General features: G+C 64.0%; 27 protein-coding genes and 1 pseudogene. 11 read left to right on the top strand and 17 right to left on the bottom strand.

The window, feature by feature from the left end; all coding sequences use genetic code 11:
* Nucleotides 1–750 (bottom strand): annotated as a pseudogene (locus QN239_RS17305) (L,D-transpeptidase); the annotation flags it as partial.
* Nucleotides 751–963: 213 nt separating this feature from the next.
* On the opposite strand from QN239_RS17305, the gene QN239_RS17310 reads away from it, so the two are divergent.
* Nucleotides 964–1656, top strand: coding sequence for a haloacid dehalogenase type II (locus tag QN239_RS17310; protein WP_499012220.1), 693 nt, complete (start codon nucleotides 964–966; stop codon nucleotides 1654–1656).
* Between the two features lie 8 nt (nucleotides 1657–1664).
* Here QN239_RS17310 and QN239_RS17315 read toward each other — a convergent pair whose 3' ends face one another.
* The 6 genes from QN239_RS17315 to QN239_RS17340 form a co-directional block, all read right to left on the bottom strand.
* Nucleotides 1665–2573, bottom strand: coding sequence for an MBL fold metallo-hydrolase (locus tag QN239_RS17315; protein WP_090357425.1), 909 nt, complete (start codon nucleotides 2571–2573; stop codon nucleotides 1665–1667).
* A gap of 142 nt (nucleotides 2574–2715) precedes the next feature.
* Nucleotides 2716–3711: an NAD(P)H-quinone oxidoreductase gene (locus QN239_RS17320; protein ID WP_499012222.1), complete on the bottom strand. Its 996-nt coding sequence runs from the start codon at nucleotides 3709–3711 to the stop codon at nucleotides 2716–2718.
* Nucleotides 3708–4250: a hypothetical protein gene (locus QN239_RS17325; RefSeq protein WP_499012225.1), complete on the bottom strand. Its 543-nt coding sequence runs from the start codon at nucleotides 4248–4250 to the stop codon at nucleotides 3708–3710. Before QN239_RS17325 ends, QN239_RS17320 begins: the two co-directional genes overlap by 4 nt.
* A gap of 110 nt (nucleotides 4251–4360) precedes the next feature.
* Nucleotides 4361–4969: a class I SAM-dependent methyltransferase gene (locus QN239_RS17330; RefSeq protein ID WP_499012227.1), complete on the bottom strand. Its 609-nt coding sequence runs from the start codon at nucleotides 4967–4969 to the stop codon at nucleotides 4361–4363.
* 4 nt (nucleotides 4970–4973) lie between these two features.
* Nucleotides 4974–5273: a thiamine-binding protein gene (locus QN239_RS17335; RefSeq protein WP_499012230.1), complete on the bottom strand. Its 300-nt coding sequence runs from the start codon at nucleotides 5271–5273 to the stop codon at nucleotides 4974–4976.
* 6 nt (nucleotides 5274–5279) lie between these two features.
* A complete protein-coding gene (locus QN239_RS17340) occupies nucleotides 5280–5669 on the bottom strand; it encodes a PPOX class F420-dependent oxidoreductase (protein WP_499012232.1) in 390 nt (129 codons plus the stop codon).
* A 253-nt stretch (nucleotides 5670–5922) separates the two neighbouring features.
* Between QN239_RS17340 and QN239_RS17345 the strand changes: the two genes are divergently transcribed.
* Together QN239_RS17345 and pip are read left to right on the top strand one after the other, a co-directional pair.
* Nucleotides 5923–6213, top strand: a complete 291-nt coding sequence (locus QN239_RS17345) for a hypothetical protein (RefSeq protein ID WP_499012234.1) — start codon at nucleotides 5923–5925, stop codon at nucleotides 6211–6213.
* Nucleotides 6214–6227: 14 nt separating this feature from the next.
* Entirely contained in the window at nucleotides 6228–7205 is a 978-nt protein-coding gene (gene pip, locus QN239_RS17350; RefSeq protein ID WP_499012236.1) for a prolyl aminopeptidase, read from the top strand.
* 49 nt (nucleotides 7206–7254) lie between these two features.
* On the opposite strand, the gene QN239_RS17355 is transcribed toward pip, so the two are convergent.
* The gene (locus QN239_RS17355) at nucleotides 7255–7656 is read right to left on the bottom strand and encodes a type II toxin-antitoxin system VapC family toxin (protein ID WP_499012238.1); all 402 of its coding nucleotides are present in this window, start codon (nucleotides 7654–7656) and stop codon (nucleotides 7255–7257) included.
* A gap of 69 nt (nucleotides 7657–7725) precedes the next feature.
* Between QN239_RS17355 and QN239_RS17360 the strand changes: the two genes are divergently transcribed.
* Nucleotides 7726–8733, top strand: coding sequence for a serine hydrolase domain-containing protein (locus QN239_RS17360; RefSeq protein ID WP_499012240.1), 1008 nt, complete (start codon nucleotides 7726–7728; stop codon nucleotides 8731–8733).
* 31 nt (nucleotides 8734–8764) lie between these two features.
* Here the strand turns inward: QN239_RS17360 and QN239_RS17365 are convergent, their stop codons facing one another.
* Nucleotides 8765–9253, bottom strand: a complete 489-nt coding sequence (locus QN239_RS17365; protein WP_499012243.1) for a DUF1203 domain-containing protein — start codon at nucleotides 9251–9253, stop codon at nucleotides 8765–8767.
* A 113-nt stretch (nucleotides 9254–9366) separates the two neighbouring features.
* Complete coding sequence (locus QN239_RS17370) at nucleotides 9367–9987, bottom strand: carbonic anhydrase (protein WP_499012244.1); 621 nt, start codon at nucleotides 9985–9987, stop codon at nucleotides 9367–9369.
* Nucleotides 9988–10216: 229 nt separating this feature from the next.
* Here QN239_RS17370 and QN239_RS17375 point away from each other — a divergent pair, with 229 nt between their 5' ends.
* From QN239_RS17375 to QN239_RS17385, 3 genes are all read left to right on the top strand, one after another.
* Nucleotides 10217–10699, top strand: a complete 483-nt coding sequence (locus QN239_RS17375; RefSeq protein WP_499012246.1) for a flavodoxin family protein — start codon at nucleotides 10217–10219, stop codon at nucleotides 10697–10699.
* 1248 nt (nucleotides 10700–11947) lie between these two features.
* A complete protein-coding gene (locus tag QN239_RS17380) occupies nucleotides 11948–12808 on the top strand; it encodes a Stf0 family sulfotransferase (protein ID WP_499012248.1) in 861 nt (286 codons plus the stop codon).
* A 164-nt stretch (nucleotides 12809–12972) separates the two neighbouring features.
* Nucleotides 12973–13692 carry a glycosyltransferase gene (locus QN239_RS17385; protein WP_499012250.1) on the top strand — a complete coding sequence of 240 codons (720 nt, stop codon included), beginning with the start codon at nucleotides 12973–12975 and terminating at the stop codon, nucleotides 13690–13692.
* Nucleotides 13693–13740: 48 nt separating this feature from the next.
* Here QN239_RS17385 and QN239_RS17390 read toward each other — a convergent pair whose 3' ends face one another.
* Together QN239_RS17390 and QN239_RS17395 are read right to left on the bottom strand one after the other, a co-directional pair.
* Complete coding sequence (locus QN239_RS17390; protein WP_499016839.1) at nucleotides 13741–14037, bottom strand: amidohydrolase family protein; 297 nt, start codon at nucleotides 14035–14037, stop codon at nucleotides 13741–13743.
* A gap of 65 nt (nucleotides 14038–14102) precedes the next feature.
* Nucleotides 14103–15800, bottom strand: a complete 1698-nt coding sequence (locus tag QN239_RS17395; protein ID WP_499012252.1) for a GMC family oxidoreductase — start codon at nucleotides 15798–15800, stop codon at nucleotides 14103–14105.
* Nucleotides 15801–15927: 127 nt separating this feature from the next.
* Between QN239_RS17395 and QN239_RS17400 the strand changes: the two genes are divergently transcribed.
* Together QN239_RS17400 and QN239_RS17405 are read left to right on the top strand one after the other, a co-directional pair.
* Nucleotides 15928–16332, top strand: a complete 405-nt coding sequence (locus QN239_RS17400) for a nuclear transport factor 2 family protein (RefSeq protein WP_499012254.1) — start codon at nucleotides 15928–15930, stop codon at nucleotides 16330–16332.
* 21 nt (nucleotides 16333–16353) lie between these two features.
* A complete protein-coding gene (locus tag QN239_RS17405) occupies nucleotides 16354–17046 on the top strand; it encodes a helix-turn-helix transcriptional regulator (protein WP_499012256.1) in 693 nt (230 codons plus the stop codon).
* 36 nt (nucleotides 17047–17082) lie between these two features.
* Here the strand turns inward: QN239_RS17405 and QN239_RS17410 are convergent, their stop codons facing one another.
* Nucleotides 17083–17937, bottom strand: coding sequence for an alpha/beta hydrolase (locus tag QN239_RS17410; RefSeq protein WP_499012257.1), 855 nt, complete (start codon nucleotides 17935–17937; stop codon nucleotides 17083–17085).
* 94 nt (nucleotides 17938–18031) lie between these two features.
* On the opposite strand from QN239_RS17410, the gene QN239_RS17415 reads away from it, so the two are divergent.
* Entirely contained in the window at nucleotides 18032–18616 is a 585-nt protein-coding gene (locus QN239_RS17415) for a TetR/AcrR family transcriptional regulator (RefSeq protein WP_499012259.1), read from the top strand.
* 86 nt (nucleotides 18617–18702) lie between these two features.
* Here QN239_RS17415 and QN239_RS17420 read toward each other — a convergent pair whose 3' ends face one another.
* The 4 genes from QN239_RS17420 to QN239_RS17435 all read right to left on the bottom strand — a co-directional run bounded on the left by QN239_RS17420 (nucleotide 18703) and on the right by QN239_RS17435 (nucleotide 22715).
* Nucleotides 18703–19470, bottom strand: coding sequence for a sigma-70 family RNA polymerase sigma factor (locus tag QN239_RS17420; protein ID WP_499012261.1), 768 nt, complete (start codon nucleotides 19468–19470; stop codon nucleotides 18703–18705).
* A gap of 179 nt (nucleotides 19471–19649) precedes the next feature.
* The gene (locus QN239_RS17425; RefSeq protein WP_499012262.1) at nucleotides 19650–20045 is read right to left on the bottom strand and encodes a hypothetical protein; all 396 of its coding nucleotides are present in this window, start codon (nucleotides 20043–20045) and stop codon (nucleotides 19650–19652) included.
* 354 nt (nucleotides 20046–20399) lie between these two features.
* Entirely contained in the window at nucleotides 20400–21995 is a 1596-nt protein-coding gene (locus QN239_RS17430) for an AMP-binding protein (RefSeq protein WP_499012263.1), read from the bottom strand.
* 222 nt (nucleotides 21996–22217) lie between these two features.
* Nucleotides 22218–22715, bottom strand: a complete 498-nt coding sequence (locus tag QN239_RS17435) for an Lrp/AsnC family transcriptional regulator (protein ID WP_499012265.1) — start codon at nucleotides 22713–22715, stop codon at nucleotides 22218–22220.
* 252 nt (nucleotides 22716–22967) lie between these two features.
* Between QN239_RS17435 and QN239_RS17440 the strand changes: the two genes are divergently transcribed.
* Nucleotides 22968–25307 carry a thiamine pyrophosphate-binding protein gene (locus QN239_RS17440; RefSeq protein ID WP_499012267.1) on the top strand — a complete coding sequence of 780 codons (2340 nt, stop codon included), beginning with the start codon at nucleotides 22968–22970 and terminating at the stop codon, nucleotides 25305–25307.

A 25307-nucleotide genomic window follows, 5' to 3' on the forward strand; every position in this document is an offset into this window, starting at 1 on the left:
TCAGGCCCACTGCTCCCACGGCACACTCCAGTCGCCGTTCTGCCAGAGCTGCAACGGTTTACCGCCGGTGTTGCGCACCTCGACGACATCGCCGGGCACGGAGAAGTTGTAGAACCACTGCGCATTGTCGTGGTTGAGGTTCAGGCAGCCGTGGCTGGTGTCGGTCTTGCCCTGCGCCCACACTGTGGCATCCAGCTCATGCAGGTACACACCGTCGGTGCTGACGCGCACCGCATAGGGGATCGACTCCTTGTATCCGAGGTGGGAGTTGATCGGCAGACCGTAGGTGGACGAATCCATGATCACCGGATTGCTCTTGTCCATCACGGTGTAGACGCCCGGTTGCGTCCAGAAGCTCAATGTCGTGTTGCCGACGGTTTCGGTGCCGCCCCGTCCCATCGACGTCGGCATGGTGCGCACCAGCGTTCCACCGTCGTACACGGTGACCTGTTTGGTCTTGTCATCGGCGATCGATACGTGCGACGCGCCGATGGTGAACGTGACCGGAGCGTCCCTGCCGACCGTGACGACGGTGCCGGGGGCGTAGTACTGCGGCGGTCGCCAATGTGCGGTCGTGTCATTGACCCAGTGCCAGGCGCCGGTGACCGGAGGTTCGGTGGTCACCGCGAGTTGTTGTTCGGCCGCGCCACGATCGGTCACGGGCGCGGCGAAATGTGCCACCACGACCATGCCGATTCCGTAAGTGCCGCCGTTCTGCACCGGGGCACCCGAGGTGGAGGCCAGCGACACGGCGGGCAGCGGATCATCGGCGCGAGAAAGCCCTGCCGGTCCGTACAGCACGGCGGCGAGCACCGTGCCGGTCAGCGCAAGCAGCGCAGTACTTCGGCGCGCACGTTCCATCGGCCACACTCCGTCTCCCGGTGCTGAGCTTGTCGAAGCCGGATCCTAGCCGTGGTTGCTGTGAACCACTCCGACTGCGGCCCGGGTCGGTAGGGTCGCGGTGTGCGTTTCCGCGCTTACCTTTTCGATGTACAGGGCACCCTTCTGGATTTCTTCGGGCCCGTGAGCCGTGCCGTCAAGGACTTCCTGGACGCGAATCAGATCACCACGGTGGATGCGGGTGAGTTCACCCGGGACTGGCGGACAAACTACTTCCACCGGGTGAGAACACTGTCGCAGTCCGTCGACCAGTGGCATCCGGTGCAACGCGAGTACGCCGCCGGGTTCGGCGAGGTCTGCGTCAGCTACGGACTGGCCGAGCCGACCTGGGCCGCTGCGGAATCGGTCGCGTCGAGCTGGCAGCGGCTTGAGCCCTGGCCCGACGTGCGGGCCGGAATGGCGCGTCTGCGCCGGGATGCGCTCACCGCGACGTTGTCGAATACCGATATGAGCACCATGGTCTCGCTGTTCAAGAACCTGGCGATCGACATCGATGCGGTCTTCACCGCTGAGCTGGTCGGCGCGTTCAAACCCGACCCCAGAACCTATCTGCGGGCGGTGCGGTACCTCGGCGTGCAGCCCCACGAAACGGCGATGGTCGCCTGTCACCCCTATGACTTGGACGCGGCGGCGTCGCTCGGGTTGGGCACCGTCTTCCTGAGTCGTCCCCACGAGTACGGCGATCCGCACTTCGCTCACGAGATGGCCACCGGGAGTGTCGACCAGGTCGTCCGCGCCGTCGGCGATATCCGGTGATGCGCCGGTCAGAAGTCCCAGGTTGCCGGTACGCAGCGGAAGGCGTCGCCGGCGACGGCGACGTGGCAGACCGAGGGAAAGGGAAGGTGGGTGGCGACCAGCGACTCGCCGGTCGCCGCCAACTCCCGTAGAAGCTGGATTCGAACGCGGGCCGCCTCTTGCGGATCGTGCTCAAAACCGTTCTGCCACTCCGGGTTGTCGAACCCGGGCGCGAACACGGCATCGCCGGCGAACGTGAGCTTGTCCCCGCGCGACTCCAGACGGACCACGCTGTGTCCAGGGGTGTGGCCGCCGGTGCGGCTGATGAGCACTCCCGGTGCCACTTCGTATTCCGTCTCGAAGGTGCGCAGCCGGCCGTGGTATTCGTCGAGGAACTGCGTGGCGACCCGGCGAAGCACGTCCGGTATGGGCGCAGGCATGACGGTGTGTGAGAAGTCGGGCGCCGCCCAGAACTCGGCCTCGGCGGTAGCGGTGTGCACGCGCAGGTCCGGACGCAACCGTTCTTTCAGTCCCTGGGTGAGCAACCCGCCGACATGGTCCATGTGCAGGTGGGTGAGTACCACGTCGGTCACGGAGGCGAGATCGACACCGGCGGCTTCCAGTCGTTGGACTGTCTGCCCAGCCCGGGGGAAGTCCGGGAACTCCAGTCCCAGCCCGGCGTCGACGAGGATGGTCCGGTCGCCGCTGCGCACCACGACGACGTTCAGCGGCCAGTCGACCACCTCGGGCGGCAGGAAATTGTCGTCCAGCCAGGTGGCGAGTTCTGTTGATTCCACATTGGTGGCCAACGTCGAGGCAGTGATCGGCAGTACGCCATCGCTGATCACCAGCACCTCGATATCGCCGACGCCTACCGCGTAGCGCGACGGGACCAACTCGCCGATAACGCCGGTGCGGGAAATGTTGTCCAAGCTCATGCTGCTGTTCTCCTGAGGGCTGTACCCGAAGGCACGGTGGTAATGACCTGTCCTCTGCATTGATCGCCCTCCGCGGCGGGGATTCATCCCGAGCTCGCGTGCGCCGGCGCGGAACCGCCGACGGGACCTGCTTGCCGCCCGCTCACAGCTCTCGACGGCCCCGGTTGTCGAGGATGACCTTGCCCACCGTCTGCTTGGACTCGAGGAGTTGGTGCGCCCGCGCTGCCTCGGCCATGGGAACGACGGTGTCGACGACCACCCGGACGGCGCCGCTCTCGAACAGGGGGAGGACATCGCGGGTCACCCCGGCGATGATGTCGGCCTTCTGATGAATCGGGCGAGCTCGCAGCATGGTGGCGGTGACACTGGCACGTTTGGACATCAGCAGTCCGATGTCCAGCGGCGTCGGTGTGGTCGAGCCGCCGATGATCACCAGATGCCCGTCCGCGGCCAGACATTCGAGATTGCGGGTGAGGTAGTCCGAACCCACCACGTCGAGGATCGCGTCGACCCCGCGGCCCTTGGTCGCTTCCAGAGTGGCGGATACGAAGTCGTGGTCGCGGTAGTTGATCGCCGTATGTGCGCCGAGCTCCAGACCGATACGCACCTTGGCATCGGTGCCGGCAGTCGTGATGACGTGTGCCCCGATCGCGGTGGCCCATTGGATGGCGAAGGTGCCGATACCGCCGCCTGCTCCGTGGATCAACACGGTCTGGCCTTCGGCGAGTCCTGCGGTCATCGCGAGGTTGGAGTAGACGGTGGCGGCGACTTCGGGCACGGCCGCGGCTTGCACCACGGTCAGACCGCGCGGGATCGGCATGACCTGAGTGGCCGGGACCGCGACCTCGTCCGCGTAACCGCCGCCGTCCAGGAGCGCGCACACGCGATCTCCGACCGACCACCTGGCGACGTCGGTTCCGACGGCGGTGATCGTGCCGGCGCATTCCAGCCCCAGCGGGCGCGGCGCCCATGCCGGGACGGGATAGTGCCCACGGCGCTGCATGAGGTCGGCGTTGTTGACCCCCGCCGCCTCGACACCGATCGCCACTTCGTGGGGGCGCGGAAGCAAGGGCTGCACATCGCGCCACCGCAGGACAGCGGGCGGGCCGGGCTGGTCGAAGACGATGGCGGAGCTCATCGTGTGGCGGCCCGTCGTGCGATGCTCTCGGCGTACAACGGTGTCTCGACCCGGCAATGCCTGCCCGAGGCCTCTTGCCGGGCTTGTGCCGCCTCGTCGAATGTCTGCCCGTTCTCGGCGATGAACGTCAAGAAATCCTCGGTGGGATGCGAGGTCACCGTGTTGGTGTAGCGGCAGCGGTCGCCGTCGATCTGCTCCATCCGGAGCTCCCAGATGACCTGCGTCGTCGTCCATCCCGCCGGGGTGAGAATGTCCGACAGCGACACCATCTTGCAATAGTGCGCCTCGGCCACCTCGAAACGGTATTGCTGGATCACCAGGCCGGTCCCGATCATTTCGACGTTGATCGACATCGGCGTACCGTCGTCATCGACGGTGTAGCCCGCAGCCTTGTGATCACCAGGCGCGCAACGCTGATACTCATGTGTGGGAAGGGTTTTCAGCCATTGCGCAATATCGACACGATCGAAGCGCGCCTCCACCTCGGCAGTGACCACTGCATGTGAAAGAACCAGATCGTCGCGAACCGCGTTACCCATTGACCGCTCCTGTCGTCGCCCCGTCGGCCGGTGTGGCCGGGGGATGCCGACAAGCATGTCGGCCCATGCCGTGGGGAACAATGACGCTGGCGTGACCTGCAGCGGTACCGCTAGCCCCCATTGCGGCGGGCAAGCAGGTGAACTTCCGGGAAGCGGTGCACACCGTCGGGTCGACTGACCATCCGCCACTGTTCGTCGAAACCCCCCTCGGTGAGCACGCCGCTGAGTTCAGCTGGATGCCAGCGCCACGCCGGGGCCACGGCATGGTCGAAAGATGTTGCCGGACCGGGTATGTCGGAAGACTGGGATGCGATCAGCACGGGTGCGCCGGGACTGAGTCGGCGGGCCCACAGCCGTAGGATCCCGGGCAGCAGATCGGGGGGAATGTGGATCAGACTGAACCGAGCGATGATCGCCGCGACAGGTCCCTGCACCCGGGTGATGGCCGCGTCGTCCTCGACGAATCTGAGATGAGGGTAGGTCCGGCGGGCGATGTCCAGCATCGCGGGGCTGGGATCGCACCCGATCACGTCGAGGCCGCGCCGCGTGAGGTCGTCGGTGACATGTCCGATCCCGCATCCCACGTCGATGACGACGCCCGCGGTGCGAATATCGTCCACAAAGGCCGCCACCGCGTGTTGCTCGATCGGTGCCTGATAGGGGCCGGGAAACATTGCCGCATAGCGTGCGGCAAGTGCGTCGTATCCCGGTTGTGTCATGTGCTCACTCGCGCAGGGCATCCTCGATGCGTTGTACTTTTGCCGTGAGCTGGCCCACGTGACCGGGCCGGATGTCCGCTTTCAACACCAGACTCACCCTGGGGGAGGCCACCGCGACGGCATCTACGGCTTGCTTGACCACCGCCATCACCTCGTCCCATTCACCTTCGAGGTTGGTGAACATGGCGTTGGTCTCGTTGGGTAGGCCCGAGGCCCGGACCACCCTGACCGCTTCGGCGACGGCCGCGCCGACACTGCCGTCCTCGTCGCCGCCCGCCGGACTGACACTGAATGCCACCAGCATGGTCGTCTACTGCTTGCTGAAGGCGGTCGGGCGCACCACCAGGATCACGCGGTCGGCCTTGTCGGCTGGCGGTTCGGTCAACGGCCCGTCATACCGGTCGTTGAGTTCGAGGTAGAAATAACCGGTCGGGTCGGGCACGATCTCTTCGACGACGCCACGAACCTCGAGGTAACGGTAGGGGTTGTCGGGGTCGATGATCGACATCGCCACCGCGGGATTGGCGGTGATGTTGCGATATTTCTGCCGTTTGGTGGTGTGGGTGAAACGCAACAGTTCGCCGTCCCAACTGAACCACATCGCGTTGACCTGGGGCGCGCCGTCGGGACGAACGGTGGCGAGGTGTCCGTACAGTGGACGTTCCAGAAGTGACTCGTAACCCTCGGGAATGGCGACCATGGTGATCCTCTCGGTACGGTAGCGAGGCTTTATACGAAAACTACTGTGCAACAACAGTATTAATTGTACGGGTGCGATCTCGAGTGGCGCGGCGGGGAGAGGCGCCGGTGGCTGGCACGGAATTGAGTTCAAGTCGCCGCCGAATCGGAGCTGGTGGGGATAATCTAGGCGGTGGATTATAGGACCAGAAAGCGGGTGTGCCATGTGCGCAGCGATCTCACCAAACCTTCGGCGGTCTGCGGCGGCTGCGGCGTTGTCAGTAGCGCTCGCAGTGATCGGCCTGCCGATCGCAGTCGCGCATGCCGATGATCTGACGTGTTCCGACGGTGAAGTGGCGATGGACGGCACCTGCGTTCCCCCGACGGACAACAGCTCTTCTGCGCTCGGGCTCCCGCAAGGCAACGTCGGTGACGTGGTGTCGTCGCTGAACAATCCCAGTCTGTTCGATCCTCCGTACCAGCTGACCGAGGCCGAAGTCGCGTCACCCGGGTACAACGCTGGGGCCGGCCACGCCGGTGGCGGTGGTGGTGGCCACGGGCGCTGAGCTCTGCTCCACTGATGGGGGATCAGGCATCCGGCGCAGTGGTCCGTCAGGGGTGGCTCGATGTCGGCGACGGGAACCAGATTTTCTGGGAGGCTCGGGGAAACGTCCTCGGGCGTACGGTGCTGATTGTGCATGGCGGTCCGGGTGGCGGCAGGTCTCGCACCGCGCACAGATCGTTTGACCACAACGCATTTCAGATCGTGTCCTACGACCAACGCGGGTGCGGTGACAGCTTGCCCCACGCCGCCGATCCGGCGACCGATATCAGCGTCAACACCACCGGTCATCTGCTGGCCGACATGGAGCAACTACGGGAACACCTCGGTGTGGATCGGTGGCTGCTCTACGGCGGATCGTGGGCTTCCACTCTGATCCTGGCCTACGCCCAGCGCCACCCGCAGCGGGTGGCCGGTGTCATCCTCATCGGTGTCACCATGACACGACCGAGTGAAATCGACTGGCTCTATGGCGGTCTGCGCCGATTTCTGCCGCAGGAGTGGGAACGGTTCCGCGCCGTCGTCCCGGCGCATGTGCGCGACGAGAATCTGGTCGAAGGCTACCGCCAACTGATGGAACACGCCGACCCTGACGTGCGGCAGCGCGCAGCATACGAATGGTGCGCCTGGGAGGACGCAGCGATCGCTCACGAGGTACGCGGCAGACCCGGGCAATACAGCGCACGACCCGATGATGACAAGCTCGCCTTCGTACGGATCTGCACCCACTTCTTCGCCCACCATGGCTGGCTCGATGAGGGCCAGCTGCTGCGCGATGCCGGCAGGCTGGCCGGCATTCCCGGTGTCCTCATCCACGGGCGCCTCGATCTGTCCGCGCCGCTGCGCACCGCGTGGGAAGTCGCCCAAGCGTGGCCGGAGGCAGAGCTGGTGGTGATCGAGGACTCCGGGCACACCGGCAGCCCCGCGATGAAAGAGGCGATCGAGCATGCGATCGCAGGGTTTGCCGACGGTGGGCGATACGCGCATACGTGGTGAGCCGCCCGATGCACGATGGACAAGTGCGGTTGCTCCGTGGTCAGTACATCTAAGGCTGGAGGATGTCGGCAGGGGACACGGTGGTGACGAAAGCGCGTGCCGCGGCCGCGAGTTCGGGGTCGGCGGTGGCCAGTGCGTCCGCCTGCAACCGGGTCAGTGCGATGTACTCGGCTCGGTAGGTGTCCGGCCAGTTCAGCGTGGCGGCGATGCGCCAGGCCTGGTCCTGCAGTGATCGGTCACCAAGGAGCCGGATCCGCATTGCCCGGATATCGTCGAGAACCTTTCGGCCGGTCCGCTCATCGATCTCGGCGCGCTGCACCGAGTGGTACACGAGGGCCAGCACCTGCGAGCGCAGTAGCGTGGGAGCCGCCAGGCTGTGCTCTGGTGGAATGGTCGCGCCGCCAACGGCGAGGTCGACAGCCACCTGTGCATCGATGACGAACGTTGTCATGCCAGTACCTTTGCACGGGGACGGCTGGTGTGGCGATGAGGCGGAGGTAAGAAACCTGGCGGAGGTGAGATGAGCGCCTCAGCGTCGCGGGCACCAGGACTCGGGCCGGCCGGCGGCGACCCCGATGTGATCGCGCGGGTCGAACCGCTCCTACGGGAAGCCGGCCTTCGTGATCGCGTCAGTGTCGTCCATGTCAAGGACCACCTGTCGACCGAGGCACATTTCGGCGCGGGGCCCGACACGGTCTACGAAATCGGATCTCTTGCGAAAACCATGACCTCGTTGCTCTTCGCCGAGGCCGTCGAATCCGGTGAGCTGACAGCCGAGAGCACCCTCGGAAGCCTGCTCGATCTCGGCAGCAATCACATCGCCGACGTGACACTCGAGGAACTGGCCAGTCACCGGTCAGGGCTGCCGCGGATCGCCGCGGGCCCGAGGGATCGGGTGGCCGCCCTTCTCGCCGTCCTGCGACACCGCAACCCGTATACGGCCGATGCCGCGACGCTGCTCGCACAAGCGCGCACGGCAAGAATCGCTGGGAGAGGCTCTTTTTCGTATTCCAACCTGGGTACCGCGCTACTGGGCGAGGCGCTCGCGGTCCGGGCCGGCACCGGGTACCCCGAATTGTTGGACCGTCAACTGTTCGGACGCCTCGGGATGAGACAGTCGAGCACACCCCTGTCTGCTCGCGACCTGCCGCCTGGCGCACCGACGGGGTGGAGCGCCGGCGGCAAGAGTGAGCAGGCGTGGACGTTGAATGCGTACGCGCCCGCCGGGGGAGTGCGCTCAACCCCGGCCGATATGTGTCGGTACGCACAAGCCCTGCTCGACCGCAGAGTGCCGGGCCCCGACGCGCTCGAACCGCGTTGGGACGCCGATAACGGGAGCCGGGTGGGCTACGCGTGGTTCACCAATCGCATCGGCGGCGTGGACGTCACCTGGCACAACGGCAGAACGGGTGGCTTCACGAGCATGCTGGCTCTCGATCGGAACCGCGCGGCGGCGGTGGTCATCCTGGCCAACACCGCTGTCGCCGTTGATGAGATCGCGATCCGCATCCTGCTCGACGCGATATGACGGCCCGGCCGGAGGCTGAATGGACTGGTTTTCACTCGTCGAGCCCCGCAAGTGAAGCGGCGAACATGAAGCAGCCATAGGTGATGTTTCGGCTGTGTACCTCGACAACCCCGGGTGCTGACAGAACCTCGCGAAGCGCTGTTTCTGCTTCGTTGCCGTCATGCATGGTGGTGGCGGGGTGGATCCAGCCATGAGAGTCGTATGCGCGGAGGATCTTCGGACGGTGCAGCCATTCGTCGGGATAGGTGGTCCACTGCGGTGGGCCGTCGCACGGCTCGGCGTGGGCGAATACCGCACCGACTTCCTGATAGGGGCTTGGCCCTCCCGGTATGGGGGGCGCGTAACCGAACAGGATCAGTCGTTCACCCCGCCGCGAGTTGCGCAGGCAACAGCGAAGCGGGCTGTCCGGCACGTCGGTCAGTTCTTCGACAGGAGTACCCCACGCGTCGCGAGCGGATTCACGGACGTGATCGAGGTGGGCACCCGCGATGGGATGGATGAGAAACGACGGAGATGGCATTCGTCGATGTTGTTCTGAGACAGCGGAAAACGCTGGCGGATTTCCGACAAGACACTTGGCTTCATCAGATCAGCACGGTTGGCGTTACTGAAGGCCGACGAGTACCCGCGACATCAGTCTTCGCCGATGTCGCCCAGGTGCGCTCGCAACACCATTCTTCCGTCTGCGAGATGGTAGGTGGCGGCGGCGATGGCCAGAGTCCCGGCCAAGATCCGCTGGGCGGTCACGACGGAGCGGATGCGCAGTTGTGTGGCGGTTTCGACGACGTGCCGGGCACCCAGTGCGTCGACCTGCGTCACTCCGGAGTGATATCCCGGCAGGATGGAGGGGGTCACTCGGTCGACGATCTCGCGGACATACCCGCCGGGCACCACGCCGTCCTCGATAGCCGAAAGCGCCGCCTTGACCGCGCCGCAGTTGTCATGACCGAGTACGACGATCAGCGGAACATCGAGCACGGTGATGGCGTATTCGATGGAGCCAAGCACCGCGGCGTCGATGACATGGCCGGCGGTACGCACCACGAACATATCGCCCAGACCCTGGTCGAGAATGATCTCGGCGGCCACGCGGCTGTCGGCGCAGCCGAATAACACCACATGGGGCTTCTGCGCGTGGGTCAACCGCGCACGATCGTCGCTGCTCTGGCCGGGGTGTGCCGCCTTGCCGAGGACGAACCGTTCGTTACCCGCTCGAAGGGCTGCCCATGTGGTTGCGGGAGATGGGGTCGGCACGATTCACATTCTGCCGGACGCCGCGTTCGAGAAGATGCCCCGACAGCTCGGCAAGCACCGCTCCGTATATGCGGGGTGCCTCCGGGGCAGTCCCACACGTCGAATGGTGACCAAATGCCCTTCGGCCATGGTGCCTTACGCCCTTTCGGTACGCCCGGTCGTCGGCGCACCATCGGCATATCGCACGCCGGCACGGTGTCGACGTGGCAACCTATCGGGAGGGCGGCTGATGAAATCGCTAGTCATCTGCGTTTCGGTCTCGAACGGCAGCACTCGGCGGGTGGCAGACCGAATGGCCGAGGTACTCGGTGCTGAAGTCCTTGAACCCGAAGCCGTTGACGTTGAGACCCTCCGAGACTACGACCTCGTCGGATTCGGGTCTGGCATCTACTTCATGGCGGTGCATCCCAGGCTGTGGAGGTTGATCCGACGGTTGCCGCGCGGCAACGGCATCCACGCATTCACGTTCTTCACCAGCGGTGGACCCGAACTTCCGCTCCTGGGCTACCGCCGAGCGGTGCATCGTCGGCTCACCTCGAAGGGTTTTGAGGTGCTTGATTCGTTCTCGTGCCGCGGTCTGGACACGGTCGGACCGCTGCGGTGGGTCGGCGGTGTCAACAAGGGCCGGCCCAACAAAGCCGACCTCGACCGGGCAGCGGCTTTCGCGACGCAACTGCGCGAGCGGGTGGCGCAGTCGCCGAGGGCGCGGTGACCGGGCCCTCAGCCGCCACGCTGAGCGCTTACGCGGTTCAGGGTCAGGGGCTTTCGCTCTGAATGATGGGGTTGCAGGCAGCTTCGGATCCGCACATGGTTGCACTCGACGAACGGGGATGCTCGTGAACGCGAATATCGGTCACATGGTTGGCCGAAAGCTGCGGAGGCTGTTCGGGTCGTTCATGCTCGGCATCGGCCTGGTCTGTGCGGCGTGGCCGGCAGGCGCGCTCGCAAGCCCTTCGTGTACGAATGTGAGTTCAACGACGACCATGTGTCAGAGTCCGGGAAATGTACAGATCGTCACGACACCCGGCACCGTGGCCACTCCCAGCCTGGGTTGGCCCTACTGGGGCGGAGGCCTTGTGATCGGCATCGGTGGCAGAAGGTGAGCTGTGTTTCCCGTTGTGGAATCTCAGGCGAATTGTACTCTAGGGAAGTCGATTTCGATGTTCCAGCTCAGGAGCTACACCCTGCGTTCGCCGGAAGCTCTGCAGCGGTACGCGACGGTACATTGGGCCCGGCACCTGGCGACCTTCCCATAGTTCGGGATCGTCATCCACGGCGCGTGGACTGAGCAGGGCGACGGTGCCAATCGTCTCGTCGCGCTGGTCCGATACCTACCGGGCGTCGCCCCCGAAGACCTCACCGGCCAGATCATGACCAGCCGGAATTCGCCGCCGGTATGGCGGCTTCGACTTCGATGACATCGTCGAGATCGAAGCGACGCTGCTCGACCCGGCCTCGTTCTCGCCGCTTCGCTGACACGAACCTGGAATGGAATGGCTGTCTTCGGCGTACTGGTGACGGTGCGCATTCGTTTGCTTCATATTCACGCGGGTAGAGGCCGATGTATTGGGCAGCAGGAAGGGCGAGCGCGGCACCGCATACACCGGTCACCGCAACGCCTACGCCGCCAATTCGACTTGGTGGCAAGGGCATTGGATCCGACGGTCTCGGCCACGCCGGCGCAGGGGCGGGGCCGAGGGAAAACTGCCCGACTAAGCACATATGAGTTAACGCGTCCTACCGGCTGTCAATATTCATAGGTTGCACGTTCGAACTCGACGCTGTTTCACTCTGCTGTTAGCGTAACCTCCCGGCGCGCCGACACCTTGCTTCATCAATTTGTTGACTCCCACTTTTCACCATCGATACAGCGCCCAGTTCGTATTAAGCAATTAAACGAACTGGGCAGAATTCGATCCGACGACGGCGCGTAGCCATGCCATTTGGAGGGACTTACACCTTGGCGAGACCTGACGCCTATCTGCATCGTCTCAAAGTCGCAGCCGCAGCGAAGATGATCCCAGCCGAGGACTTCGCGGACGCGCGATATGACGAGCCCGAAGAGACTCAGTCGACGGACGTGATGATTCTGTTGAGTACCCCCCGTAGCGGAAGCACACTGCTTTGTGAGTTGATACGCGAGAATCACGGCTATACCGCGCATGAGTACTTTCAACCGTTTCAATATATGCCGCTATTGGCCGATCGGTGGAACTGCCACAGGGACGGCACGATCGACGGTGCCGCATACATTCGTGCACTGCGGCGACACCGAACGCACAAGAATGGCTGGCTCGGGATAAATTTGCACGGCAATCACCTGCCTTACTTCTCCAGCATTGAGCGATATCTCGGTGACCTTCGCGTTCATTATGTACGTCTTCGACGAGAAGACCAGATAGCCCAAGCGGTGTCGTTCGAGATCGCGATGCAAAGTCGAAAATGGTCGAATCAGTTCGACTCCAAAGCGCAGGCGAAGTATTCATTCCGGCGGACGTTGAGAATGCTGGAAGTAATCCAGAATCAAAACACCGTAATCCAGAGCTTTCTGGCCGAGCGTCGTGTGCCGTACCGAGACCTCACGTACGAGTGTCTGGTGGCCAGACCAGAGGAAACGTTGCGTAGCCTCCCCGGGATCCCGTCAGACCATCGCCTATCCGTGACGCCGCGACTTTGCCGGCAGGCGAATGGACAGTCTGACGAGTGGACTCGGAGATTCATCAGTGACGTATTGGACGACCAGTTCGACGCGGATAAGGACCTAGGTGGCCTACTTCAGCTCCGTCAGCGATTGAAGGCGCGCCGGTTACGGATGACGTGAATCCGGCGGCCACCACTCGGTCGGTGATGCTGACGGCGCACGAATGGCGGCTGCGGTTTACCGAGATCTCGGGCCCCTCTTGAGTCCTGATTTTCCACAAGCCTCGCAATTTTCCCCGCTCGGCCACGGACACCCGTGAGCTCACGAAACAGGAGTTTGACGGCATGATCTCGTTCATCATTCCAACGTTGAATGAATCGAAGACCATCATGAATACGCTGAACTCGATCACCCCATTTTCCGGTGACCATGAAATCATCATCTCTGACGGGAACAGTCGGGACGAAACCGTTGCATTGTGTCGGGACCACGCCACCCAGATCGTGGTCCATGACGAGCAGACGAGACAGACCATCGCGATGGCGCGGAATATTGGCGCGTCAGTGGCGCGAGGCGATTACATTGTCTTCCTTGATGCCGATGTGGTCATTCCCGATGTCGACATCTTTTTCGAAACGGCGCTCGGCGAATTCCGTTCGCGGCCGGAACTAGTGGCCCTCACGGGCAAGTACCGGGTCACCCCCGAGATCAGTACGATCGCCGATCGCGCCGTCTTTATGATGTTGGGACTTCAGTTCTTTCTTCAGAATAACGTGTTCAGGATTGGCGCGGCCGGCGGCGAGTTTCAAATGATCGCCGCAGATGCATTTCGAGAAGTTGGCGGATTCGACGAAAAGTTGGTCGCCGCGGAGGACATGGATCTATTTCGGAGGCTGTCGCGAATCGGCAGAACCCGGTTCGTCAACGGCCTCACCATCTTTCATACCGGTAGAAGAGCGCATGAGGTGGGGTGGCCCAAGCTCCTGTGGCAATGGTTCACGAATTCCGTTTCCGTGTACTTGTTCCGGAAGTCTGTAAGCCGAGAATGGGAAGAAGTTCGTTGAACCGGCGAAGCCGCCGTCGAACGGGGAATTCACCTGGTGGCGAGTCAGCTAAGGCCGCGTGGCAGCTTGCAATAGACGGGCTGGGTTGCTCATTGGGTTTCGGGATTGAGGGCGACCTGTGCTCCGACGAGGTCGTGGGTCGCGGCCGGCGTCTCCGTAGGGACTCAAGTCGATGACGGTGGCGAATCCGAATGCGCGAAGTCCGCTGAGGGCGGTGACGGCCGCCTCGACCTGCTGGCGTTCGAACTCAGCAGGGTCGACCACACGTCCGCGGTGCCAGGGGCCGGTGAGCACCATGAGGAGGTGCTCGTGAAAGAGCACGCGCCCCAACGCTGATGGCTCGATCGTTCCTTACAACGGTCTGAATGCAGGTCACGGGGTGACGCGCCGAACGTCCATGATGTCGCGACTCATCCCAGGATCGCCCGCGCTGCGCGCTCTGCAATCAGCATGACCGGCGCGTTGGTGTTCCCGGAAGTGATGGTGGGCATCGCCGAAGCATCGACCACCCTGAGGCCGGCGACGCGGTAGACGCGACAGTCCGTGTCGAGCACCGTACCGGCCGAACGCGGCATACCGCGGGGGTCGAAGGCGCCCATCGTGCAGGTGCCTACCGGATGGAAGATCGTCGTACCGAGTTCGCCCGCTGCCCGCTGCAGATCGTCGTCGCTCACCAGTTGGGGGCCGGGCAGCAACTCGTCGGGGCAGTAGCGGGCCAAAGCCGGTGCTGCCATGATCTTCCTGGTCATCCGGAGGCCGCGTACCGCAGCCAGATGATCGGCTTCGGCGGACAGGTAGTTGCAGGAGATCTTCGGGTAGGTCAGCGGGTCAGCACTGGCGAGGCGTACGTGGCCACGCGAGCTGGGGCGCAGATTGCACACCGAGGGTGTGATCGCTGCGAAGCGGTGCAGCGGTTCGCCGAACTTGGCCAACGACAACGGCTGCACGTGCCACTCCAGATCGGGACTGGCCAGTGTGGGGTCACTCTTGGCGAATGCGCCCAACGTAGAGGGCGGCATGGTCATGGGACCCGAACGCATCACCAGGTACTGAAGTCCCATGCCGGCCCGGGTGATCCAGTTGCGGTACAGCGTGTTGACTGTCCGGGCGCCCCGCACGCGGTAGACCGTTCGCAGCTGCAGGTGGTCCTGGAGGTTCTCACCCACGCCGGGCAGGTCAACGGCTACGGGTACCTGATGATGAGTGAGCAGTCCGGCTGGACCCAGCCCCGAAGCCTGCATGAGATGCGGCGACCCGATCGCCCCGGCGCTCAGGATCACCTCCCGGCGGGCTTGGACGTCGATGCTCTGGCCGTCTTTGAGCAGCCGCACACCGGTGGCGCGGTGCGCAGCGGTGGTCCAGGCGCCGCGACGCTGGTGCTGGTGGACCTGGTCGTCCATCAGCAGCTTCAAGGCCTGGGTCTGGGTGTAGATGGTGAGATTGGGCCGGTGGGCGACGGGGTGCAGGAAGGCATCGGCCATCGACCAGCGACGGCCACGCCGTTGGTTGACATGGAAGTACGCGCTGCCGGCGTTGTCGCCGCGGTTGAATTCGTCGATGGGGGAGATGCCGACCTGGGCGGCGGCGGCCTGCCAGGCGTCCAGGATCTTCCAGCGCACCCGCGGCCGCTCGACGGGGATCTCGCCACCGGCTCCGTGCCATTCGTCGGCGCCGCCGAAGTAGTCCTCCAACTCTTTGTAGATCGCCAGAGTCTCGCCGGCACGGTCCTGCCCACCCCAGCGCCATCGCTCGTCACCGGTGGCCTGGGCCCATAGGTCGTAATCGCTGGCCTGTCCGCGCATGTGGATCATGGCGTTGATAGACGAGCTGCCACCGATCACGCGGCCTCGCGCGTAGTGAATGCTGCGGCCGGCCAGACCTGGGTCAGCCTCGGTCGTGAAGCACCAGTCGGTGCGGGGATTGGCAATCGTATACAGGTAGCCCACCGGCACCTTGATCCAGAACCAGTTGTCTTGGCCGCCTGCCTCGACCAAGAGCACACGGTGATCCGGGTTGGCGCTGAGTCGGTTGGCGAGCAGGCAGCCCGCGCTACCCGCTCCCACGATGATGAAGTCGAACTCGGCATCGAAGTCTGGGAAGGGGCTCATTTCCGGCATCGAGAGAGACTAGAACTTCGTGGACCCTCGTGGTCGCAAGACGCGACGCGTCGTGCCCGTCGACACAGCGCGGGAACACCGACACACCGTTGTCGCGGCATCCTCAGATGCTGGTGTCATGAACAAGAACACGAACATGGCGGAGACAAACTCGGTGGCTGCGGACGCGGCGCTCGCGGTGTGGTTGGAGATGTGGAACACGAACAGTGAGATCGCTGTTCGGATCTGCAGTGCGGACTTCCGGATTCACTTCTTGATCTCGGAGGCCGACGGATCCAACCCCGGTGATGACGTGCTGGGCGCGCAGAGTTTCGCTCGGTTCCTGGATCGGTATCGCGAGCAGCATCCGGACGTGGTGTTCACTGAGGTCGCGCGAGCCGTGGACGGCCCACACGGGCGGATGCTGTGGAACGTGCGAGACGGGGACCACGCTGCGGGCGGGATCGATATCTTCGACTTCACCGAGGATGGACTGATCCGCGAGGTGTGGTCGGTGACCGGGACGCGCGCACACCTCACCTGAGACCGGGGGAGACTCACCTTCATGAGGAGAGCCGAGCGGTTGTACGCGCTGGTCGATCTGCTGCGGGGATCACGCCGGCCGTTGTCGGCCGCTCGGCTCTCCGAGGAGTTCGAGGTGTCCAAGCGGACGATCGAGCGTGACATCCAGTCGCTGCAGCTCGCGGGGGTCCCGATCTACGCCGACTATGGGATGACGGGCGGGTATTCGATCCTGCGGGAACACTCCCTGCCGCCGCTGAATCTCTCGGTAGCGGAGTCGCTGGCGGTGCTCGCGGGGCTTGGTTTGCTGGAGAACTCGCCATATGGTTCGGCGGCGCGTCGGGCTCGGGCCAAGATCCTCGCGATCAGCCGCGAGGATCAGCTCGCGCCAGTCGACGAGGCGTTGGCGTCGATGTTCGTCATCGACGCCCACCCGCCGTCCGAAGCGGCCATCCCTCTGATTCCCGAGGCGATCGCCGCGCGCCGGGTCATACGGCTGGACTACACCTCAGACGACGGCGAGACCCACACCACCCGTGACGTGGAGGCGATGGGTCTGCTGCACGGAGGTGATTCGTGGATGTTCGTGGGATGGTGTCGGCTGCGTGAGGGCATCCGTGGATTTCACCTCGGCCGTATCCGGCACCTGGAGATCACTGGAGAGGTGTTTCCCGAACGCGATCCTGAGGTGCTCGACGCGGATCTGTCGCGGTGGCGCACCCGGCGACTGGGGTGACGGACCCGTGGCCGGCAAGGGCGGCGACGTTCGCGCTCAGAGCGGACGGCAAGTCCTGAGGTAGCTGAGGAACGAGGCCTGAAGACCGGTGACGTGCGTTTCGTGCAGGAGCTCGCTGGTGACCGCTTCGCCGCGTGAGGTGAGTCGGTGAAGGACGGTAGCCGTGTTCTGCGCGAGGCTCTGGTAGACCGCCAGGTCTCCGAGGAGCTCGCGGTCGTTGAAGGTCACGTGAAGTTTGGTGGCATGTCGGCTGTCGCCCAACTCGTCAAGCTGGGCGAAGATCAGACTGTCCTCGGCGATGACGCCGGGACTACCCGCTCCGATGCTCTCGAAGAGGGTGGTGCCGGTGAGCCAGGTGTAGAGGCTGAAAAGTCCGCCGTAGGAGTAGCCGAAGAGGCCGTGACCGCCGGCGGCCGTGCCGAAGTCGTGTTCGATCCGCGGATGTAGTTCCACGGTAAGAAAATTCAGAAATTCGTCGGCGTGGGTATCGCTCAACTCGGCGAGATAGGCGTCGGCTTCCTCGCGTGTCCTCACGCCCGCCTCCAATCCCATCTCGACGGCATCGACGAGTTCCTTGGCGATGGGCTCGCCGGGTGGCACGAAGTCTCTGTTGCGCAGCCGATCCCAGTCCTGTGCCTCCTCACCCGCGTAGCCGACGCTGACTTGGATATAAGGCTGGATCCGTTGCATGGGGTCCATCTGGGTGACGATGAGGGGAGCTGTCAGGCCCACCGCGAAGTTGCCGTCGAGCACATATACGACGGGTGCTTGCGTCGTGGCGGGGTCATAGCCCGGAGGGGTGGTGACCCAGATGCCGTAGTCCTGCCCAGCGCTGGAACGCATCTCGAAATAGTCGGTGTCGGCGAGGCAGCCCTGCCACATGGAGCTCATCGAAGATCCTTCACAACTTGGCGGCCCGGCCGCGCGGCGCCCTCAGCAGTTTTTATCCATTGGAAAACTCTTATCCAATGGATAAACTGTTCGCGTGATCCTGTCAAGCGCGGAACGTAAAGGCGATGCCCGGGACCGCCTGCTGACTCGGCTTCTCGACGCCTTTGGGGACGGCCTTCCCTCGCCGGAGATGTCGCTGCGCGAGGTCGCCACCCGGGCCGAGACCAGCCACGCCTTGCTGCGGTACCACTTCGGGTCACTCGCGGGCGTCCTGGCGGCCATGCTCACGGTGCAGCGGTCACGTGACAACGAGGCGCTGTTGAAGACCGCCCAGCGGGGCACCTTTGACGACTTCGTCATGGCGATCTGGCGGACCTACAGCAGCCCAGCGCAACGGTCGCGTGTCCGCGGCTTCTTTCACGTTGTAGGACTCGCCGCGTACAGCCCAGGGGACTTTCGTGAGTTCATCGACTCGCTCGACGACCTGACGAGAATGCTGGCCGCGCTGGCGGAAAGCGAAGGGCACGACTCGACGGAAGCCCTGAGCATTTCCACCGTCGTCATCGCCGCGCTTCGTGGCCTGCTTCTGCAAGAAGTTCTGACTCCAGGAGTCCACCCGCAGGACGCGGTTGCGACGATCCTGCGCATGAGCAACATCTTCGGGGCGGTCGCGAAGTAGCCGAGCCCCGTTCGCGCACAGGGGAGGCTGCCGCGGCGGATGGCCGGACGTCGGGTCGCAGTGCAGCGTCCAGGGGAAGCCGCCTGTCATGACGCGGTGCCCGCGCCACCGCCGGTGGCCGCTGCCGAATGTAGGTAGCCGCAGCGGTGGGCGTAATCGGTGAGCAGGCCGCGCAGAGCGCGGCGGCCGCGGTGGATTCGCGACATCACCGTACCCAGTGGCATCCCGGTCATCTCGGCAATCATTTTGTAGGGCAAGCCTTCTACGTCGGCAAGGTAGACGACAGTACGCTGCGCTTCGGCGATGTGGTGCAGCGCGGCTGTGATCTGATCGTGAGGTAGATGTTCTAGCGCAGCGACCTCGGCCGAGGCCGATGCCGCTACGCCACAGCCAATGTCGTGTGCCAGCTGAGCATCGGTGATGCACCCGGTCAGGCTTTCTGCCGGACGGCAGTTGCGGGCACGGTAGGTGCTGATCCACGTGTTGGTTTGGATGCGATAGAGCCAGGCGCGGACGTTGCTGTCGGGGCGCAGTTGCCCAAAACCGGCATAGGCCCGCAGCAGGGTCTCCTGTGTCAAGTCCTCGGCATCGGCGTCGTTGCGCGTCAGCTGGCGCGCCTTTCGCAGCAGGGCATACGCGTAGGGCATCACCTCACGTGTGAAACACTCTGATGTGCTTGCAGCAGAGGGGTTCTCGGTCGCACCGGGGGTCGCCACTGCGACGTCTTTCGGGGGCATCGTCATTCCTTGCTCTGCTGCGCCATCGAGTGCGGGTCGATGGGGTTCAATCAATCGAATGCGGACGCCGGGGGATACCTGCTCAACATCGGTCCACCGCATGATTGTCTCAAACATGGGATGAATGCTGTGCGGTCCGTGGTGTGGCCTTGCTTACCTTCGGCGCGACACCTGTGCGCGAACTAGTTTGTGCGGCATTACCTTTAGCGAGGTAAGTCGAGGCTTTGCACTGCCGCCACCGGGGTTCGGCGTCCCGACGATGAACGGGGTGCCGCGCGGTACGCGGCGATCACCGACTACCGGTCGGCGCGCCGCGCCGCGCGTGCACCAACGTGTGACGTGCCGAGCTGTGGGCGCCGGCCGGGTCCCAACGGGGGTATGGTGCGCGCGGCTTCGCGGTGGATCACCGTCTGCAACAGCGCCTCGAGGGAACCGCGTTCGCGATCCTCGTGCAGCGCGGCCAACCATGTGCGCAGATCGTCGATCACAACGTCGGACAACCGGAGGCGCTGCTCGATCAATGCACGCAGAGATAGGGCGATCGCGGAACGGAAGTGCCGACACCCCAGCGCGACGTAGATCGCGTGCCGGTCCATGTCAGGCAACGCGGCCGGCAGCAGGTCGGCCAGCCGCCAAGCCAGGTCATCGGCGGTCACCGTGGTGCTTCCGGTCGGATTGGTCCAGTTTGTCATCTCGAATCCTTCCCGGCGGTGCACCAGGCGACATGGGCTCAGCGGTGGAATGGCTCCGCCCCGCGTGCAGAATATCCTCTAGCGCATCATCTTTCGCGCAATGAAAGCAACCGGACGTGCTGCCGCTACGCAGATTGCGCACGTGACTCGGTGTCGAGAGCCGCACCCTTCGCAGAATGTTCGCCATGCGGCGGCGGACCACTGGCGCCATCGGCACGCTGATCCTGCCGTCATAGGTCGCGCGGGTCGGTCTCCCGGGCTCCTATTGAGGATTGCTGCCCGCGCCGGGTCCTATATCGCCGGTCCCTGAAGATCGCAGCGTGACGCGTTCGCACCGCCGGCATCCTCACGACGTTACTGAACGCGATTCTCCCGGCCTTGCCAGGCGCCTTCTCGTAAAAGGTACTTCTGAGTCTTGCCCGTGGATGTCTTTGGTAGGTCACCAAAAATGACGTGTTTGGGCGCCTTGAATCGCGCGATGGTCGAACGCACGTGATCGATGATGTCGTCGGCAGTCGCGACGCAGCCAGGCTTGAGCGCGACGTGGGCGGCCGGAACTTCACCCCACTGAGCGTCGGGTACGGCGATGACCGCAACGTCGAGAACGGCAGGGTGCTCCATGATCGCTTGCTCGATCTCTACCGAGGCGATGTTCTCTCCACCCGAGATGATCACGTCTGTACTGCGGTCGCGTAATTCGATGTACCCGTCGGGATGGCGCACACCCAGGTCGCCGGTTCTGAACCAGCCGTCCGGTGCCGCCGATGCGGTGGCTTCCGGGTCATGGAGATACCCAAGCATCACGTTGTTGCCGCGCAGAGCGATCTCACCGGTGCTCATGCCGTCCGAAGGCACGTCGGCGCCGCTGTCAGCGAGTACGCGAATATCGCAGGAGATCATGTTCGCGACGCCCTGCCGGGCTTTCCTCTTTGCACGCGAGTCAAGGTCGAGTTCGTCCCACTCTGGACGCCAATCGCAGATCGCGGCGGGCCCATAGGTTTCGGTCAATCCGTACAGATGGGTGACGTCGAATCCAAGTGCCGTCATACGGCGCAGGATGGCCGGCGAGGGCGGTGCGCCCCCGGTGGTGACTCGCACAGGCGTGCCTTCGATGGTGTCCGCCTCATCTGCGTACGCGATCATCGACAGCACGGTCGGAGCGCCGTTGAGGTGCGTGACGCCGTGCGTGCGGATCAGTCGCCAGACATCCGAGGGGTCGACTTTGCGCAAGCACACATGTGTGCCCGCTGCGGCTGTGATCGCCCACGGGAAACACCACCCGTTGCAGTGGAACATCGGAAGTGTCCAGAGGTAGACGGCCGACGGTGACAAGCCTGTGTGACCGACCATGGCCAGTGCCTGCAGATAGGCGCCGCGATGAGAGTACATCACGCCCTTGGGTTTTCCCGTGGTCCCCGAGGTGTAATTGACGGACAGCAAACCCAGTTCGTCCTTCGGCGTGCGCCGTACCGGCGAGGCTGCCGTCAACATCTGCTCATAGTCGCCCTGCTGGTCATCGCCTGCCTGCACTAGGAGGGGCGGAGCGCTCATCTGTGTGCGCACGCGTTCGACGACCTCCGCATAATCCGCGTCGTAGATGAGTACGGAGGCCTCCGAATGACTGAGCATGTAGCAAATCTCGGTTGCTGAGAGGCGTGTGTTGAGTGCGATCAACGGCGACCCGGACCACGGTACGCCGAAATGGGACTCCAGCAGAACGTGCGAGTTCGGAGCCAGCACCGCTACGGGCCGGCCCGACGACACCTGTGCCAACGCCCCAGCGAGCTGCCCAGACCGTTGGTGCAGTTCTTGGTAGGTCCATTCGTTCTCACCATCGACCACGGCCCGTCGGTCCCCATGACAACTGGCCGCCCGGTCGAGGTATGCCACGGGGGTCAACGGTTCGTAACTCATCGACGTGCGTTGCGCTGATTGCCCGTTGGTGTTCATCGAGGCGTCCCTCCTCGGGTCGATTGTGTTGGAACCGGCCAGCGGTGGGCCGGCTCGGTGACCTTCCATGACCTTGCGCCGCCTCGGACGAGGAGCACCGTTCGTGTCGGGAGAGTGCCACTGAGTGAACACTGTGGTGGTCCGTCGCACAACGCGTATCGGCGATATCGCGCATTCTGCCAAGACAACTGCGTATCGGACGTGTCTTCGTGGGCAGATCGATCAATCTCTGGTCTGGTGAATGAGGTCGTCGAGCAGCGGGGTGATCCGGTAGTCGACCAGCTTGCGCATCACCAGCGACGTGGTTGTCTGTTCGACACCGTCGATGTCCAGAATTTGTCCGGCGATCCGGTAGAGGTCGTCGGCTTCGCGCGCCACCACATGGATCATCAAGTCGGTGACCCCGCCCAATCCGTGGACTTCGATCACCTCGGGAATCTGCTCGAGAGAAGCGGCGATCTGTGCAAGTTTGCGCTGTGTCACTCGGGTCAGGATGAACGCAGTGATCGGGTATCCGATTGCGGCGGGATCGATCCGGCGTTCGAGTGATCGAAGTACGCCATGGCTTTCCAACTTGCCCAGGCGTGCCTGGACGGTATTGCGGGACAGTCTGGTGGCGTCGGCGAGCGCGATCACGGTGGCCCGCGGATCATCACTGAGCGCCTTGATGATCCTGGCATCGATCGCGTCGACGCGCGGTTTGTTTGTCACAATGCCCATCCTGAGAAGATTCGAGTCGAACCAGATGAGCAGATTGCACACGAACATGGGTGCGTATTGCGCAGACATTGAGGCGCTGGTCCACTGAAGATGACTTTTTGCACGAGCGAACCGTACCTCGGCTGACGATGCGTCACGGCGATGTCGGGTCCCCTTATCGAGGGGTCCTGCACGAGGAGGGTCGCAGACTCATGATCTGAGTCCAGTGCAGAGGCGCCGCTTCCACACCTCGCTCACCGACAAGGATGCTCGATGCCTGGCCACGCCGCAGTGCGCGACACTGCCCACGAAATCGACACGACCACGACGCCGCTTCACGAGATCGAACAGCGGGTCCTATGGTTGTCGACCGCGATCATTCACCATGCCAACCGAATTCGACCGAACACCAGTGGCCTGAAGGTCGGCGGTCACCAGGCTTCCAGCGCCTCCATGGTGTCGATCATGACGTCCCTGTGGTTCGAGCAGTTGCAGCCCGGCGACCAGGTCTCGGTCAAGCCGCACGCTTCACCGGTCCTCCACGCCATCAACTACCTCATCGGTGAACTCGACGCGTCCTATCTGCCCAGGCTGCGCGAGTTCGGCGGTCTGCAGTCCTACCCGAGCCGCACCAAGGACCCCGATCCGGTCGACTACTCGACCGGATCGGTGGGAATCGGTGCCACTGCGCCGATCTGGGGCGCGATCGCGCGCCGATACGTCGACACTCAGATCTGTGCAATCGGCAAGGGCAGGCAGTATTCGCTGGTCGGCGACGCAGAGTTGGATGAAGGCGCGGTATGGGAGGCGATCCTGGACCCTTCGGTGGCCGACTTGGGTGAGATCGTCTGGATCATCGACCTGAACAGGCAGTCGCTGGACCGAGTGGTGCCGAACATCGCCGCTGGGCGGTTGGAGGCCATGTTCACTGCGGCGGGCTGGCAGGTCATCACTGTCAAGTTCGGCGCCCTGTTGGAATCGCTGTTCGCCCGTCCGGGTGGTTCCGCGCTTCGCAACAGGATTCTCGATATGCCCAATCCGGAGTATCAGCGCCTCTTGCGTTGCCCCGCAGAGGAACTCCGTCAACGACTACCCGGATCCGGCCCGGAGACGTCGGCCATCGCCGCTCTGGTGGCCGAGTTGGAGGATGCGGAACTGCTCCAAGCGATCCGTAATCTCGGTGGCCACGATCTTTCTGCGCTGCGCGCGGCGTACGGGCAGATCGACGACACGCGCCCGACGGTCATCATCGCCTACACGATCAAGGGCCGGGGGCTACCGACCCAGGGACATCCGCAGAATCACTCGTCGTTGCTCACCACGGAGCAGTACGAGCAGCTGGCTACGGAACTCGGCATGAACGTCGACGATCCCTGGCCACGATTCGAGCCTGATACCGCGGCGGGCCGACTCTGCGCGCAGACGGCGCAACGCCTCGAACGCGAACCGGTGCAAATGATGACCCCTCCGCCGATACCGGCAGATCTCGGACGTACCCCCTCGGGTACGGCGACCACTCAAGCCGCGCTGGGCCGCGCGCTGCTCGATCTCAGCCGACAGGCGCCGGAGGCTGCCAAACGGGTGGTGACCGTCAGCCCCGACGTGAGCTCGACGACGAACCTGGCCGGTTGGCTGAACAAGGTCGGTGTGTGGTCCCCGAGCGAGCGGCGCAACTGGTTCGACGATGATCCGGAAACCATCATGCACTGGCGTGAACGGCCGAGCGGTCAACACATGGAACTGGGGATCGCCGAGACCAATCTGGTCGGGCTGATGGGGGAGCTCGGCGCGACGTGGAGTCGGTGGGGACAACCGCTGCTACCCATCGGCGTGCTGTACGACCCGTTCGTCGAGCGCGCGCTGGAACCGTGGTCGTACGGGATCTATGCCGGTGGACAGTCGATCCTGGTCGGCACCCCGTCCGGTGTCACCTTGGCCGCGGAAGGCGGTGCCCACCAGTCCATCAAGACACCGTCCATCGGTCTGGAACAGCCGGGGTGCGTCAGCTACGAGCCGGCTTTCGCCATCGATGTCGAATGGACACTGCTGTCGTGCATCGGCCGTCTCGGCCGTCCCGACGGAACATCGGCCTACATCCGGTTGTCCACGCGACCGGTGGACCAGTTGCTGGCGGCAGTTCCGGAGGATGCTGCGGGACGGGAGCGCCGCCGTCGGCATGTTCTGGCCGGGGGATACGTGCTGCGCAGGGCCGCACACCCGTCGCTGACTCTGGTCGGGATGGGCGCCCTGATGACCGAGATTGTGGCCGCAGCAGACCAGCTCGCCCGCCACGGCGTCGACGCCGACGTCGTCTGTGTTACCAGTGCGGGACTGCTGTTCGAGGCATTGCAAGCCCGGCGGGGACGCGGCGACGGACCGACGTGGATTCTGGATCAGCTCTTCCCGGCGGGCCGCGTCGCACCGATGGTGACCGTCCTCGACGGCCATCCGCACACCCTGGCCTTTCTCCCGGCAGTCAACGGTGTCCCGGGAATTCAGCTCGGTGTCAGCCGGTTCGGTCAGGTCGGCTCGTTGGAGGACGTGTACCGGTATCACGGCATCGACACCGACAGTATCGTCGGTGCGGCGCTCGATCTCGTCGGGACGGTGTGA

This window comes from Mycolicibacterium sp. Y3 (genome assembly GCF_051188035.1).
Lineage (GTDB): Bacteria > Actinomycetota > Actinomycetes > Mycobacteriales > Mycobacteriaceae > Mycobacterium > Mycobacterium fluoranthenivorans.